Raw genomic sequence first — 10,704 nt, 5'->3', positions numbered from 1 at the left:
CGCTGAACCTTGTCAATATCTTCTTGCTTCATCGGATCATCCGATGCCGCGAAGCTCACGGTCTGATCAATGAAGGCTTTACGACCAGATCCAGAGCCAACAGCCTGATAGTTGACCTGCGGCCCCCCAGCCTTGGCCAGCTCAGAGAACCAACGGGTATAGATCTTTGCAGGGAAAGTGGCACCAGCTCCGCTGAGCCGTGCGGATGACCCTGAGGTGCCTGAGGTGCTGCAAGCCGTGATGCCAACACCGAGAGCGACCAGTGAAGAAAGCAGAAAGCCCTTCTTGAGAATGGTCATCATGAGCTTTAGCGCTGTTGGGCGTTCCATAACTAGAGCAGCGCGTAAGTGAAATGAGGAACAGCTAGCGATCCATCAAGAAATCTTGATATGTCTCATCGGTGGCTAGCGCTTGGTTCGTCAGTCCCTTGCCGATCCGCTCGGATGCTTACCAGGAGATGTGTTGAGTTGCTCTGTTGTTGCCTCTTCAGCCAGGCCGTAGATCGATGCTGATGAGAAGAGCGTTGAGAACTGAGAGTTGAAAGGAGACGTTGATCATTTGCAGTAGAAGGAAGCGACGAGGCTGCAGCACGCTTGATTGATGGCCTCATCAGCCTCTGTTGCTGCTCACGGCAAGGATCCTTCATGGAATCGTGTCGGTCGTCGCTATGTCGAAGACATCGCCACACGTACGTCTCCGAGCTACTCACTCATCGGTGTTGATCGTGCGGGCAATCAATGGCATGACGTCAAAACAGACTTCAGCTACCGGCTGCCAAAAGAAGAACGGCGCTGGTGGCATTCACAGGTAATGCCTGTCGGCAAGGGTTATCCGGCCTATTCGTCGAGATGAAACTGGCCGGTGCGGATAAGGCAAAAAAAAGCCCCCGAAGGGGCGGTTGACCGTCAACGATCTGGCATGGCGTTCTATAGGGCGTTCACCATGGCCTCAAGCTTCCGCACGTCCGCTCTGGAGATAAATCTCGTCTGCATCGATCATCGCTTCCGCATCGTCGTGGAACCAGCAGCCATACATCAAGTTGAGCACCCGATCCACATCAAGATCGCGATCGCTCACGTCCTCCCATAACCTCTGCGTCAGCTCAGCATCAGCTAGTTGAAACTGAGCGTTGGCCAAATTGCTTGCAGATGAGAAGTAAATTTCACGTTCACGTGCCGCAGGCGACGTATAAGTGAGAGGTTTGGTTTGGATCGCTTGCGAAAAAACCACCGTTGTCAAAACAGCTGGTTCTATCTTGAGTATCGATGAATACAAGTACAACCAGCATTAACGTTTGTTCAAGATGAACAGCAGGTCCTATCCAGGCCACGCCTGGGCTTAGCCCCTCAGGCTTAAAGATCCTTCTCGATGATCATTGGTCTACTTGGCTTATACGTCTAGACGAAGCTGGTCTACGCGTATAAGTGCAAAAAAGCCCCCGGAGGGGCGGTTGATCAGTTGCATCTCGTGGCTCCGGTGTAGCTATTGGTGCGAAGGATCATGCCTGCCTCTGCTCCGTTTGGCAGGAGGTCTTCTACAGCCCAAAAACCGCCAGCGGCCAAGAGTGAACCAGCGATAGAAGCAGTAACAACGCTGCGTAGTCCGTTCAGGTAGGTGAAACGAGGAAAAGTTAGCAATCCATCAAGAAATCTTGATATGTCTCGTCGGTGGCTAGCGCTTGGTTCGTCAGTCCCTTGCCGATCCGCTCGGATGCCTCTCAGGAGATGTGTTGAGTTGCTCTGTTGTTGCCTCTTCAACCAGGCCGTAGATCGATGTTGATCAGAAGAGCGTTGAGAACTGAGAGTTGAAAGTAGGCGTTGATCAGTTGCAGTAGAAGGAAGCGTCGACGCTGCAGCACGCTTGATTGATGGCCTCATCAGCCTCTGTTGCTGCTCACGAAAGGAGGCTTGACGATTGCATCGAAGACGCCATGGAGCTCATGGAGCGATGCAAACAAGGCATCAAGGGGTTTTGGAGCGCTGCGCCACCCCAGTGGTGATGAGTGCAGGGTTCGATCAATGCTGCACAACACTTGAGGTGAAATTAGAAAGGGACGACACGCCCCAATGCAATAGATGAGTGGCAAAGCTCTTTTTCTGGCAATCGCCCTGCTACTGGCTGGTGTCGCTCTATGTGAACCTTTGATCGTCAGATTCCTCCAACCAGGTTGAGTTTTGATCAATCCTTCATGTTTTCAAGTGGTGCATCGATGAACGGCAAAGTTGTGGTTCTGGCCATCGTCCTATCCCTTGTGGGGATCGCTGTTTATGAATTTGTGCTGGTTGGTGGGCTCAGCTTGGAAGGGATTGCCAGGTTTGCCAATGGGGACCTTGGCCCGACTTGAGCAGGCATGATTCCTAAACGGTGCAATCCTTTGGGCTGCCCTTCTTTGCCTCATTTTCAATTGGTGCAGACCGAAAGCCTTGCCTAGTTGTTGGGTTGAGATGGCCAGGCCAGCATGCTCACCGCAAGGGTGGCAGGTTCTTGCAAAACTCGATTAGCACAGCACTTGAGCAGAAAGTAGAAAGGGAAGTGCCCGTCTCTAAGACATCGATGAACGGCAAAGTACTGGTGAGCGGAATCGTCTTGATCTTGTTGGCGATAGCTGTGTATGAATCCCTGCTCTTTAGAACCCTCCAACCTGCTTGAGTTGGGATGAGCTCTGACTGACAAGATCCCTTGCCTAGTTGATCGGATCTCATGGCAGGAGGGGGATACAAGCAGCGACGCGTACAACTGAGCAGAAGTGGTTCTAGAACCGCATCGCCGCAGAGCAGGGGAACAACAGCTGCAGTTAAACCAGACACAAGTCAAGGTGCTCTGGGTGACGTTGGCAGACAGCAAGTATCTGCCTATCGAGTTTTATTCGCGGAAACCGTACCCACTGCCTCCTGGATGGCCCTTTAAATGCAGCCCGGTAAGGAACGATTTTTCTCTCCCTCCAATGACCTCCTTAGACAACCGCATCGCTGACTATCAGGACAAAGGCGAGCTCCTCGACAGTTATTTCGCTTCCTCCAGCGCCTCTGTAAAACCCACCTTCTATGCAATGAGTGATGGTGAGTACAAGGCTCACCACGACGCTCAGAAGGCTGCACGTGTTGCAGACCTCGAGCAAACCAAGGCTGCATACCTCAGCGCTCTTGAACGTCTTGAAATTCAGATCGCAAGGTTGACTCTTGAGGGAGCTCTGTCAGACAAGGCGAAGGAGCTAGCCCGTACTGCGAGCTAACCCCACCTCACACGAGAACGCCAAGACCCTTGCTGTGAATGCAAAGCAACCAGGGGTCTTTTTTATGCGCTGGCCAACCTACTGATATGACTTGATTTTTTACATCAACTAAGGCATCAGAACATTCGCTGACGGGCGACATCGGTCTTGGTTTTTTTGTTGGTCGAGCAGCGTGTGTTGCTTGAGTGATCTTTTTTTGCTGCAGTGGTGTATTGCTTAAGTGGCCTGAACTGCCATCTTGGCGAAGCTGTCTGAACGATCCATAGCGTCCAATCCCTTTAAGACCAGGGTTTAGCGGCTTCAACCAGGATGGATGCTTCGCAAATGTTGGATTGTGTTTGTCCTTTGATTGACAATCTCGCAGCTGCTGTGGCCCACACGATTGAGGTGTGCTGAGGTGGCTCTGTCGTTTCCCCACGCCTGTTAAAGCAGGTCTTTTTGCTTAATTGATCGTTGGCGCCGCTCACTTTGCGATTGACCTGATCAGCAACGATCAACCTGGCCCTATTGGCGATTGGCTGAGTTGTTGCTATGAACTAAAAGTCTTGCTGTCACTGACATGGGTATCAGCTTTTGGGGTAGTTGCTATGAACTGACCCCTACTTTGGTCTCGACCCTTGTACTTCTCACCGGCATCTGCTCCGTCTTTGCCTTTCTCGGACTGCGCGGTCTTGCAGTCGCCAAACCTCATCGAGCTCTGTGAGAACCACAAGGTTTGCCCCTGGCCCTACGGGGCCTTTTTTATTGGTTTAGTGAGCAGTCACTGACAAGTGATAGCAAAGGGTTTCAACAGATACGATCTGGCGTCGAGGCCGGAGTGACAATTGCTAAGTCGGCGCCTGATGCCCCTCGACTGGCAGCGTCGAGGGGTTTTTCTTTCTCTCTTTATCGGGCTTCGTCATAGGCCATAGCCATTGTCTTCAGGAGGTATTTCAGGAGGAACTGTGCCTGTGCCTTCTAACGCGTCTCTGACCAGAGCAATTTCTTGAGGAGTACTCGGCAGGTGGAAAGCACCAGATAGCAGCTCACGAGCACGATTCCTCAAGGTGTCGTCTTCAGTTTCTTCGCTAAATCGAACAGTTTCTGTGATCAGTTGGATCAACTCAGCGTCAACTTCATCGGCCGCTTGCCAGCGTTCGAATAGTTCATCGAAGTAGGTCTCATTCATCGTCTTCACCCTCAGACATTTCGAAGCGGATCCCTGCTTCCTTCATCTCCATCTCCAGCTTGAGCAGGCCTTTTTATCAGAGCGCTTTCCAGTTGGGTGTTTAAAGGGTATCTGCGCTTTATAGATGTTCTCGGCCGTAGTTACTTAGACCGCCAGAGGATGGGCGAGCTCGCCTTATTGAAAAGCAGGGCGATGGATCCCGATGTGGATGAGGCAGGGGAGCGATGGCAAAGACTGCAAAAGATGGCTGGAGGGCCACGTCAGCCCAGTGGTGAGGGTCGTTTCAACAACTCTGCCCCTAGACCAGTGGTAGGGAGTCAGGGCTTTGGTTTTTGTGCGAGAAGTTCTTTCAAAATCTCCTTTTGCCTAGCAGCAGCGAGCCTGTAGCCCCTTTCGAGATCTGTTTCTGTGGGTTCCTCCTTGGGAGCATCTTTTTTGTTTCGACGGCCGAATATCCCAGTTATGGACTTACTGAGCATTTAGGAGCTGGAAGGCTTGCTCAGCTGATGGTCTCACATGGCCACAAGAGGCAAGAACAGGAAGCGAACAGTACAAAGAGCAAAGAAACGGCTCGAAGCTCCTCTTGCTGAAGAGGAGAAGAACAGCGAGTCGAAGAGTCAAGCGTTGAATCTTGTTTAAGCGAAGACGCTGTGGTTAGCGCTTGAGGAGACGATCGATTTTGAGTCGCGAAAACCGAACCAGAGACGTTAACGACGGGATGTCTATCGCCGACCGGCCCTGGTTCTCACGACCTTTTTGGTTCGGTTGAACATTCTGGTGGAGTCAAACTGTAGGGGTCTTGAAGAGAACACTCATGTATTCACTATTCGATTCCGTCTTTGACGTTCCATTCGGCTACAGCATCCCTCGTGATCGCGTTGTTGTGATTCCTGATTCGGACTACAACAAGCTGCGTGCCCAAGAAAACGAGCGCCAAGTTGCCAAACTTGAAGCTCGCAAAGAGCATCACTCGCAGGTGATTGAGCGGCTTAACGAGCAGATCGGTGAACTGCAAGCTGCACTACCAGCAGCTGAGCCAGACAAAGAGTTAGCGGCCACAAAAGAGTGACCGCTAACGGCAGCTGGAGTGGGAACCATCTGCCGTCGTTTGCTGGGATACAACGGCACGTTCTAAGGGGCCTACGGGCCCCTTTTGCTTGTCTGAGCTAGTAGTTACTGGCAAGTGACCGCAAGGGGTTCAACGGACAGAACCGGCTATTGAGATCGTCGTTAACAAGACAAGGCCTACCTGAATCCCCCATCCAGATTCGGGCCGTTTTTTTTGTGTTCTTAGCAGCATAAAAATGCTTGTGCGATCCAGCCCCTGAGTGGTGCGAAAGGGTAGTGCGGGGGCGTTTAGAGACCCTTGATCGAAAGGAGTAATTCTGCCTACTGACACCTTGTACCTGCTTGCTAAGACCTAGATCAGGAGTCAGAGGATGTCGAAAACCTGTCCTGGATTTGAGGGCATCCAACGCGGGTGCCCTTCTTCATGTCAGTTATTTGTGCTACTTGCAGAGAAAACGCATCTGTTATTAATGCTTGTGCTCAAACTCATTGATGGCATTGAGCTAGATCACTGCGTTTTCAAAGAGGTTGAGTGAATCTATTGATAGCGGTGAAGGATGAAAACAAAAAGTCGCCACCGCTCTAGGGGGAGAAAATAAATAAGTAAAAGCCCCGCAGCATGGCGGGGCTTTTTGATGGTTAGTCATCGAAGTTATTCAGTATCCTTTGACTGCAGATGATGTGGGCTGAGAGCTACAACCAGAGATTAACCAGATAATGAGTGACCTTTTAAACGTTCAATCCCAGTGCAGCGTTCCCTCCGCCTTCCTCTATCGCTTGCTGGTGCTGCCGCGCTTGCTTTAGCTAGCGCTCCCATCCAGCCAATCGTTGCTCAAGAGAAAGAATGTAGTGCAGATGATCTAGGCGTGATGGAGATCAACCTAAAAGACTCTGTGCAGTTCAACTGTGGTTTTTCAAGGCGCACTCCAGGGTGCAGACAACCAGTTGCTTGTGCGCGATCCTAATGACCCAGACGGGTGTGAGAGGGTGACCGACGACTCGGGGCGGTACGAAGGGAAAGATTGTAAGCGTGAAAAGGCTACCCCCGGTGGAATGGATCGTATCGATCCTCCGCCCCGTCGTGGGAAGAATGATCGTCCGGACCGATAGTTGCCAGCTTAATTCAGCAAAGTCTCTGCATTAGCAGGGGCTTTTTATTTCTTTAATCTCTGCTAAATCACACCTAAATACCATCTGATACCTGGCACCTTCTTGCAAACAAGCTACGCGTGAAGACGTTTAGCTTATAGAAGTCTGCTCTGAGAATAGTTAAGTGCCACTGAAAAACTAGACATCAACTGCTTGCCTCTAACCAATACCTATATCTCCTCAACTCACTCTCTAAAGCTGAACTGAATATCGCCATCTCTAATTCCATTTGTTTTTCTAAATTTCACCGCAAGTTGATGCCACTCGTCTGGGATTTGATTCAGGCGAACATCCCAATCCCATGGCAATCGTTGTTGGCCTGGAGAAACCCTCTTTTTCTTGCTTCTAGTTCTTGCACTGCTCACCAGCCGTTTGAGCATGCGACTACCCCAGTGGCACTTAGGAGCGCCTTTGCTCTTGTGGCGATAGCGCTTAAAGAAACGCTCATAGCGCCTGGCACATCCATCGAGCGTTGCCGATAGCTTTAAAAAGGCAGAGATATTCAGGCACCACCCCAGTGGGGAACCGATTCCCTATTGAACCCACTGCAAAAACGGTGAGAGACTTAGCGTCGCCGTATAGGCCAGGACCTGAGATGCGCTTCCTACTGATCGCAGCTGCAACGCTGATACTGACCCTGGCGCCTGGCATCAGGGCTTGGTCTTCTTCTGAAGAAGATCCCTGGATGCAGGGAACTGTTGCCTGGAGCAGGCCAATAAAAAAAACCCGCACGAGGCGGGGCGTTGATGGTTTTGTCGGGGGATTGATCGCGCACAACACTTCGCGCCCTGCTTTCCCCATCGAGGGTGTTGTATAGCTTTCAGCCAACAGGCTTCCCGACAAAATGGTTAACGGCAGACCTTGTAGTCCTTAGAATTCTCAAAACAATCAGGACTATAATAATTCCAGAGTCTATTGTCTTTGTATATTTCAACTCCATTATCCAAGTATATTCTGGTGACCTGATGCCTCCCGTCCAACATCCGTGCTCCTTCGTGATTGCACTTGCGGTAGCTCGTTTTTCCTGTTGATATTCGAGTGATTGAACAAGTCGAGTAATATTTCTGATCGGCCTCGGCGGGATTCGCCGTAATAAACGAAGCGCCAATAACAGCAACTGTAGCGATAGAAGGAAAGAGTTTCATCTGAATGTGAGCTGTGAGGATCTCGCCCCGTCAAAAAACAATGGCAACTTTCTTGAACGCTGTCATCACTAATGCGCGGGAACGAATCGTTGGCCTATTCAGCATGTGGGAATAGTGGACATTCACCACCTGGGCTGACACCGCAGTCAGCCGGTCTGCTGCATGTGGGTCTTTATTCGACAGCAGCAGCAGCCTCCACGCCAGGCCACATTGCTGCGAACTCTGCATCTGACACCACAGCCGTGACCTCGAATTGGATGCCATAGCCCTTAATCCAAGGGCCGAGGTGGGCCCAAACCTTGCCGATATCGCTAGCTAATGCGATGGCAACCCCACTGCCACTCACGGGTTCGCAGACGCGATATTTCAGCTCAAAGCCCTCGAATTTGTCGCCAGGCCCTCCTGCATTGATGTAGTCCGCAAATCCAGGGCACGAATCCCAGGCCCCCTCAACAGTGGGGAAAGACCAGACAATTAGATAGTGCTGCACTGAATTGATGCAAAGCATCTTCTGGTTAGCAACGGACCACTTGTGTGTCTTGCGATAGTCCCGATGCCCTGAAAATCTCTAGACCAGTCGACTGCTCCATAGCCACCTTTATTCAATTGAGGGAATCGCGGTCGCGAAAACCGTACCTGTGACGTTCAAGATGGGATGACTATCGCCGACCGGCCCTGGTTCTCACGACCTTTTTGGTTCGGTTGAACATTCTGGTGGAGTCAAACTGTAGGGGTCTTGAAGAGAACACTCATGTATTCACTATTCGATTCCGTCTTTGACGTTCCATTCGGCTACAGCATCCCTCGTGATCGCGTTGTTGTGATTCCTGATTCGGACTACAACAAGCTGCGTGCCCAAGAAAACGAGCGCCAAGTTGCCAAACTTGAAGCTCGCAAAGAGCATCACTCGCAGGTGATTGAGCGGCTTAACGAGCAGATCGGTGAACTGCAAGCTGCACTACCAGCAGCTGAGCCAGACAAAGAGTTAGCGGCCACAAAAGAGTGACCGCTAACGGCAGCTGGAGTGGGAACCATCTGCCGTCGTTTGCTGGGATACAACGGCACGTTCTAAGGGGCCTACGGGCCCCTTTTGCTTGTCTGAGCTAGTAGTTACTGGCAAGTGACCGCAAGGGGGTATTGGATAGAAGTGAAGATTGGGGGCGTCGTTAAAAAGGTAATGCCTACCTGGCCTGCCCCCCCCTCATAGTTCCAGGTTTTTTTGTGGCTTCAGCAGACAAGGAATGCTTAGGGAAAGCAGCCAATGATTGGTTCAAAGGGGAACTGCTCGAGCGTTTAAAAGCTTTCGCTTCCCTAATCATTGGATCGTAAGAGAGTGTTGAACCCCATTGCCATCAAGGGTTTCGGCGCTCCTGTCTTTCACTGAACTTTTAACTTGTCTGATTTGGCAGGGTCAGTTCAAGCAAAACCTCGATGCTTGGATGGCATTTGACTTCCGGCAGTGAGGAAGTCGATTTGATCGCTGCCTGGGTCGTAAAGGGTGTAATGAGGGCCAGCTCCGATGCCGATCACGCTCCGTTTGGGAACCGTCTGTTGATGTTGCCGTTGACCCTCCAGATCCTTGACTTGTGAGTCGATACCTCCACTTGTTAACTCAAGACGAAATTGCTTAGTGCTGCGTGCAGTGAACAGTCTGTTCACATCGAGTCGTGTGAGGCGATCAAGGAGCACTAACGGTGAGCTCTCAGGCGTCAAGTTGTCGCCAACGTCCGCCGAGCTGCCATGGATGAGACCACAATCCAGTTCAATGAAGCCGAATTGAAGAGAGGCCAGCCAGTTTAAGTGAGCAGAATCAACAGCATTGAGAAGTGATTGCACAGCATCTTCTCCTTGGTTGAGCCGTAGTGCTTCGGCATTTCGATCACCACGAAACCCTCGCTCTGCAAGCAATTGTTCTTCCCACCACCCATAGATGCATTGGGGTTTTAATTCATTGCGATGAGGGTTTTGCAGACGGTTCAACAGTGCGTTGCAGTTGCGATCAGGTCCAATCAGATCTCCCAAGACAAAGAGGGTCTCTACCCCACGGGTTTTCTTTAAGTCTCGCTGGATGAGGTTATAAACCTCCAAATCTCCGCGGAGACCGCTTACGAGTGCCCAGCGATCCATCAGCGTTCACACACGTGACTGGCGTCTTCAGCTTGTTCGGCATATTCGAAGCCATGGCTCAAGCGCCAGGCGAACACTGGAGGTAGCCCCGCTTCAACAATGGCTTGACACGTTCGCCCAACGTCATAGGTCACCTCTTTGATCTCAACCTCATCAGTGGCATCGTTGTGAATCACATAGGTGGCGCTGGTACTCCCGTGACGTGGCTCGCCCACAGAGCCAGCATTGACGATTCGACGCATTGGCAAGTTGAGCTCGTGTTCCCCTGCGCTGTGGCTGCCGGCGTTTTGCAGGCGCACATGAATTGTTCCATTGCGCAGTTCACGCACATAAGGCTGATGAGTGTGTCCACAGAAAAGTGTCTCGGCCCCTGCCGTTTCCACCCTTTCGAGTGCTGCAAAGGCATCCATATTTGGCAGCAGATACTCGTGTTGGCTATTGGGGCTGCCGTGCACAAACAGGAGCCGATCTCGACGTAACGATGTCGGCAGACTGGCCAGAAAGGCCTTGTTCTCATCCGTCATCCGCTCGGCTGTCCACTGATGGGCCAGGTGTCCGCGCCGTTCAGCCAGCTGAGATGGGTAACTGCACTCGCATGCATTAAGTCCATCGATGATGTCCTCGTCCCAGCAGCCCTGACAAGTGGGTATGGCACGTTCTCGCACCAGCTCCACAACTTCGTTGGGTTGGGGGCCGTAGCCCACTAAATCGCCAAGGCAGGTGATCGTCTCGATCCCTTGTTGATCAATGTCATCCAGCACCGCCTCGAATGCAGCGAGGTTGGCGTGCAGACACGAAATCACAGCATGAGCCAT

At 51.5% G+C, this 10,704-nt stretch carries 19 protein-coding genes and 1 pseudogene; 9 read left to right on the top strand and 11 right to left on the bottom strand.

Going from position 1 to position 10,704, the window contains the following annotated elements; all coding sequences use genetic code 11:
- Both PMIT1303_RS07885 and PMIT1303_RS13490 read right to left on the bottom strand, forming a co-directional pair.
- Positions 1-299: substrate-binding domain-containing protein (locus tag PMIT1303_RS07885; protein WP_197459801.1), on the bottom strand; the 299-nt coding region annotated here is incomplete at its 3' end.
- A 95-nt stretch (positions 300-394) separates the two neighbouring features.
- A complete protein-coding gene (locus PMIT1303_RS13490; protein ID WP_156486971.1) occupies positions 395-610 on the bottom strand; it encodes a hypothetical protein in 216 nt (71 codons plus the stop codon).
- Here PMIT1303_RS13490 and PMIT1303_RS07880 point away from each other — a divergent pair.
- Positions 601-852 (top strand): hypothetical protein, encoded by a 252-nt coding sequence (locus tag PMIT1303_RS07880; protein ID WP_063398234.1) that lies wholly within the window; start codon positions 601-603, stop codon positions 850-852. The genes PMIT1303_RS13490 and PMIT1303_RS07880 overlap by 10 nt on opposite strands.
- Positions 853-948: 96 nt before the next feature.
- Here the strand turns inward: PMIT1303_RS07880 and PMIT1303_RS07875 are convergent, their stop codons facing one another.
- The gene (locus tag PMIT1303_RS07875) at positions 949-1,254 is read right to left on the bottom strand and encodes a hypothetical protein (RefSeq protein WP_063398260.1); all 306 of its coding nucleotides are present in this window, start codon (positions 1,252-1,254) and stop codon (positions 949-951) included.
- A 200-nt stretch (positions 1,255-1,454) separates the two neighbouring features.
- Positions 1,455-1,877, bottom strand: a complete 423-nt coding sequence (locus tag PMIT1303_RS07870; RefSeq protein ID WP_063398233.1) for a hypothetical protein — start codon at positions 1,875-1,877, stop codon at positions 1,455-1,457.
- Between PMIT1303_RS07870 and PMIT1303_RS14260 the strand changes: the two genes are divergently transcribed.
- Positions 1,868-1,999: a hypothetical protein gene (locus tag PMIT1303_RS14260; RefSeq protein ID WP_255359770.1), complete on the top strand. Its 132-nt coding sequence runs from the start codon at positions 1,868-1,870 to the stop codon at positions 1,997-1,999. The genes PMIT1303_RS07870 and PMIT1303_RS14260 overlap by 10 nt on opposite strands.
- A gap of 210 nt (positions 2,000-2,209) precedes the next feature.
- Positions 2,210-2,344, top strand: a complete 135-nt coding sequence (locus tag PMIT1303_RS14255) for a hypothetical protein (RefSeq protein ID WP_255359769.1) — start codon at positions 2,210-2,212, stop codon at positions 2,342-2,344.
- A 118-nt stretch (positions 2,345-2,462) separates the two neighbouring features.
- Here the strand turns inward: PMIT1303_RS14255 and PMIT1303_RS13825 are convergent, their stop codons facing one another.
- The gene (locus tag PMIT1303_RS13825; RefSeq protein ID WP_197459796.1) at positions 2,463-2,807 is read right to left on the bottom strand and encodes a hypothetical protein; all 345 of its coding nucleotides are present in this window, start codon (positions 2,805-2,807) and stop codon (positions 2,463-2,465) included.
- Between the two features lie 137 nt (positions 2,808-2,944).
- Here PMIT1303_RS13825 and PMIT1303_RS07855 point away from each other — a divergent pair, with 137 nt between their 5' ends.
- The gene (locus tag PMIT1303_RS07855) at positions 2,945-3,232 is read left to right on the top strand and encodes a hypothetical protein (protein ID WP_011825790.1); all 288 of its coding nucleotides are present in this window, start codon (positions 2,945-2,947) and stop codon (positions 3,230-3,232) included.
- Between the two features lie 7 nt (positions 3,233-3,239).
- On the opposite strand, the gene PMIT1303_RS13480 is transcribed toward PMIT1303_RS07855, so the two are convergent.
- On the bottom strand, positions 3,240-3,536 hold the full coding sequence (locus tag PMIT1303_RS13480; protein WP_156486969.1) for a hypothetical protein: 297 nt from the start codon (positions 3,534-3,536) through the stop codon (positions 3,240-3,242).
- Between the two features lie 255 nt (positions 3,537-3,791).
- Between PMIT1303_RS13480 and PMIT1303_RS13475 the strand changes: the two genes are divergently transcribed.
- The gene (locus PMIT1303_RS13475; RefSeq protein WP_011825793.1) at positions 3,792-3,935 is read left to right on the top strand and encodes a hypothetical protein; all 144 of its coding nucleotides are present in this window, start codon (positions 3,792-3,794) and stop codon (positions 3,933-3,935) included.
- Positions 3,936-4,130: 195 nt separating this feature from the next.
- Here PMIT1303_RS13475 and PMIT1303_RS07845 read toward each other — a convergent pair whose 3' ends face one another.
- A complete protein-coding gene (locus PMIT1303_RS07845) occupies positions 4,131-4,400 on the bottom strand; it encodes a hypothetical protein (RefSeq protein WP_063398230.1) in 270 nt (89 codons plus the stop codon).
- A 159-nt stretch (positions 4,401-4,559) separates the two neighbouring features.
- On the opposite strand from PMIT1303_RS07845, the gene PMIT1303_RS14060 reads away from it, so the two are divergent.
- From PMIT1303_RS14060 to PMIT1303_RS07830, 3 genes and pseudogenes are all read left to right on the top strand, one after another.
- Positions 4,560-4,787: a hypothetical protein gene (locus tag PMIT1303_RS14060; protein ID WP_063398229.1), complete on the top strand. Its 228-nt coding sequence runs from the start codon at positions 4,560-4,562 to the stop codon at positions 4,785-4,787.
- 427 nt (positions 4,788-5,214) lie between these two features.
- Positions 5,215-5,469, top strand: coding sequence for a hypothetical protein (locus PMIT1303_RS07835; protein WP_063398226.1), 255 nt, complete (start codon positions 5,215-5,217; stop codon positions 5,467-5,469).
- 745 nt (positions 5,470-6,214) lie between these two features.
- Positions 6,215-6,404, top strand: a pseudogene (locus PMIT1303_RS07830) (carbamoyl-phosphate synthase); the annotation flags it as partial.
- 657 nt (positions 6,405-7,061) lie between these two features.
- Here PMIT1303_RS07830 and PMIT1303_RS07825 read toward each other — a convergent pair.
- Both PMIT1303_RS07825 and PMIT1303_RS07820 read right to left on the bottom strand, forming a co-directional pair.
- A complete protein-coding gene (locus tag PMIT1303_RS07825; protein ID WP_063398227.1) occupies positions 7,062-7,418 on the bottom strand; it encodes a hypothetical protein in 357 nt (118 codons plus the stop codon).
- Positions 7,419-7,934: 516 nt separating this feature from the next.
- A complete protein-coding gene (locus tag PMIT1303_RS07820; RefSeq protein ID WP_197459795.1) occupies positions 7,935-8,270 on the bottom strand; it encodes a DUF3303 domain-containing protein in 336 nt (111 codons plus the stop codon).
- Between the two features lie 243 nt (positions 8,271-8,513).
- Between PMIT1303_RS07820 and PMIT1303_RS07815 the strand changes: the two genes are divergently transcribed.
- On the top strand, positions 8,514-8,768 hold the full coding sequence (locus PMIT1303_RS07815; protein ID WP_063398226.1) for a hypothetical protein: 255 nt from the start codon (positions 8,514-8,516) through the stop codon (positions 8,766-8,768).
- Between the two features lie 410 nt (positions 8,769-9,178).
- On the opposite strand, the gene PMIT1303_RS07810 is transcribed toward PMIT1303_RS07815, so the two are convergent.
- Both PMIT1303_RS07810 and PMIT1303_RS07805 read right to left on the bottom strand, forming a co-directional pair.
- Positions 9,179-9,889, bottom strand: a complete 711-nt coding sequence (locus tag PMIT1303_RS07810) for a hypothetical protein (RefSeq protein ID WP_063398225.1) — start codon at positions 9,887-9,889, stop codon at positions 9,179-9,181.
- On the bottom strand, positions 9,889-10,704 hold the full coding sequence (locus PMIT1303_RS07805; RefSeq protein ID WP_063398224.1) for a metallophosphoesterase: 816 nt from the start codon (positions 10,702-10,704) through the stop codon (positions 9,889-9,891). Before PMIT1303_RS07805 ends, PMIT1303_RS07810 begins: the two co-directional genes overlap by 1 nt.

This window comes from Prochlorococcus sp. MIT 1303 (assembly GCF_001631965.1).
Classification (GTDB): Bacteria; Cyanobacteriota; Cyanobacteriia; order PCC-6307; family Cyanobiaceae; genus Prochlorococcus; species Prochlorococcus marinus_D.
The sequence above is the reverse complement of the archived record's forward strand: the minus strand, read 5'-3'. Positions and strand labels throughout refer to the sequence as shown.

Coding starts and splice junctions, on each gene's coding strand:
- PMIT1303_RS07880 (WP_063398234.1), top strand. CDS start 601: ATGGCCTCATCAGCCTCTGTTGCTGCTCACGGCAAGGATCCTTCATGG.
- PMIT1303_RS07870 (WP_063398233.1), bottom strand. CDS start 1,877: ATGAGGCCATCAATCAAGCGTGCTGCAGCGTCGACGCTTCCTTCTACT.
- PMIT1303_RS07805 (WP_063398224.1), bottom strand. CDS start 10,704: ATGGCTCATGCTGTGATTTCGTGTCTGCACGCCAACCTCGCTGCATTC.
- PMIT1303_RS07825 (WP_063398227.1), bottom strand. CDS start 7,418: ATGGGGAAAGCAGGGCGCGAAGTGTTGTGCGCGATCAATCCCCCGACA.
- PMIT1303_RS07845 (WP_063398230.1), bottom strand. CDS start 4,400: ATGAATGAGACCTACTTCGATGAACTATTCGAACGCTGGCAAGCGGCC.
- PMIT1303_RS07815 (WP_063398226.1), top strand. CDS start 8,514: ATGTATTCACTATTCGATTCCGTCTTTGACGTTCCATTCGGCTACAGC.
- PMIT1303_RS14060 (WP_063398229.1), top strand. CDS start 4,560: ATGGGCGAGCTCGCCTTATTGAAAAGCAGGGCGATGGATCCCGATGTG.
- PMIT1303_RS07835 (WP_063398226.1), top strand. CDS start 5,215: ATGTATTCACTATTCGATTCCGTCTTTGACGTTCCATTCGGCTACAGC.
- PMIT1303_RS13475 (WP_011825793.1), top strand. CDS start 3,792: ATGGGTATCAGCTTTTGGGGTAGTTGCTATGAACTGACCCCTACTTTG.
- PMIT1303_RS07810 (WP_063398225.1), bottom strand. CDS start 9,889: ATGGATCGCTGGGCACTCGTAAGCGGTCTCCGCGGAGATTTGGAGGTT.
- PMIT1303_RS07855 (WP_011825790.1), top strand. CDS start 2,945: ATGACCTCCTTAGACAACCGCATCGCTGACTATCAGGACAAAGGCGAG.
- PMIT1303_RS14260 (WP_255359770.1), top strand. CDS start 1,868: ATGGCCTCATCAGCCTCTGTTGCTGCTCACGAAAGGAGGCTTGACGAT.
- PMIT1303_RS13490 (WP_156486971.1), bottom strand. CDS start 610: ATGAGGCCATCAATCAAGCGTGCTGCAGCCTCGTCGCTTCCTTCTACT.
- PMIT1303_RS07820 (WP_197459795.1), bottom strand. CDS start 8,270: ATGCTTTGCATCAATTCAGTGCAGCACTATCTAATTGTCTGGTCTTTC.
- PMIT1303_RS14255 (WP_255359769.1), top strand. CDS start 2,210: ATGAACGGCAAAGTTGTGGTTCTGGCCATCGTCCTATCCCTTGTGGGG.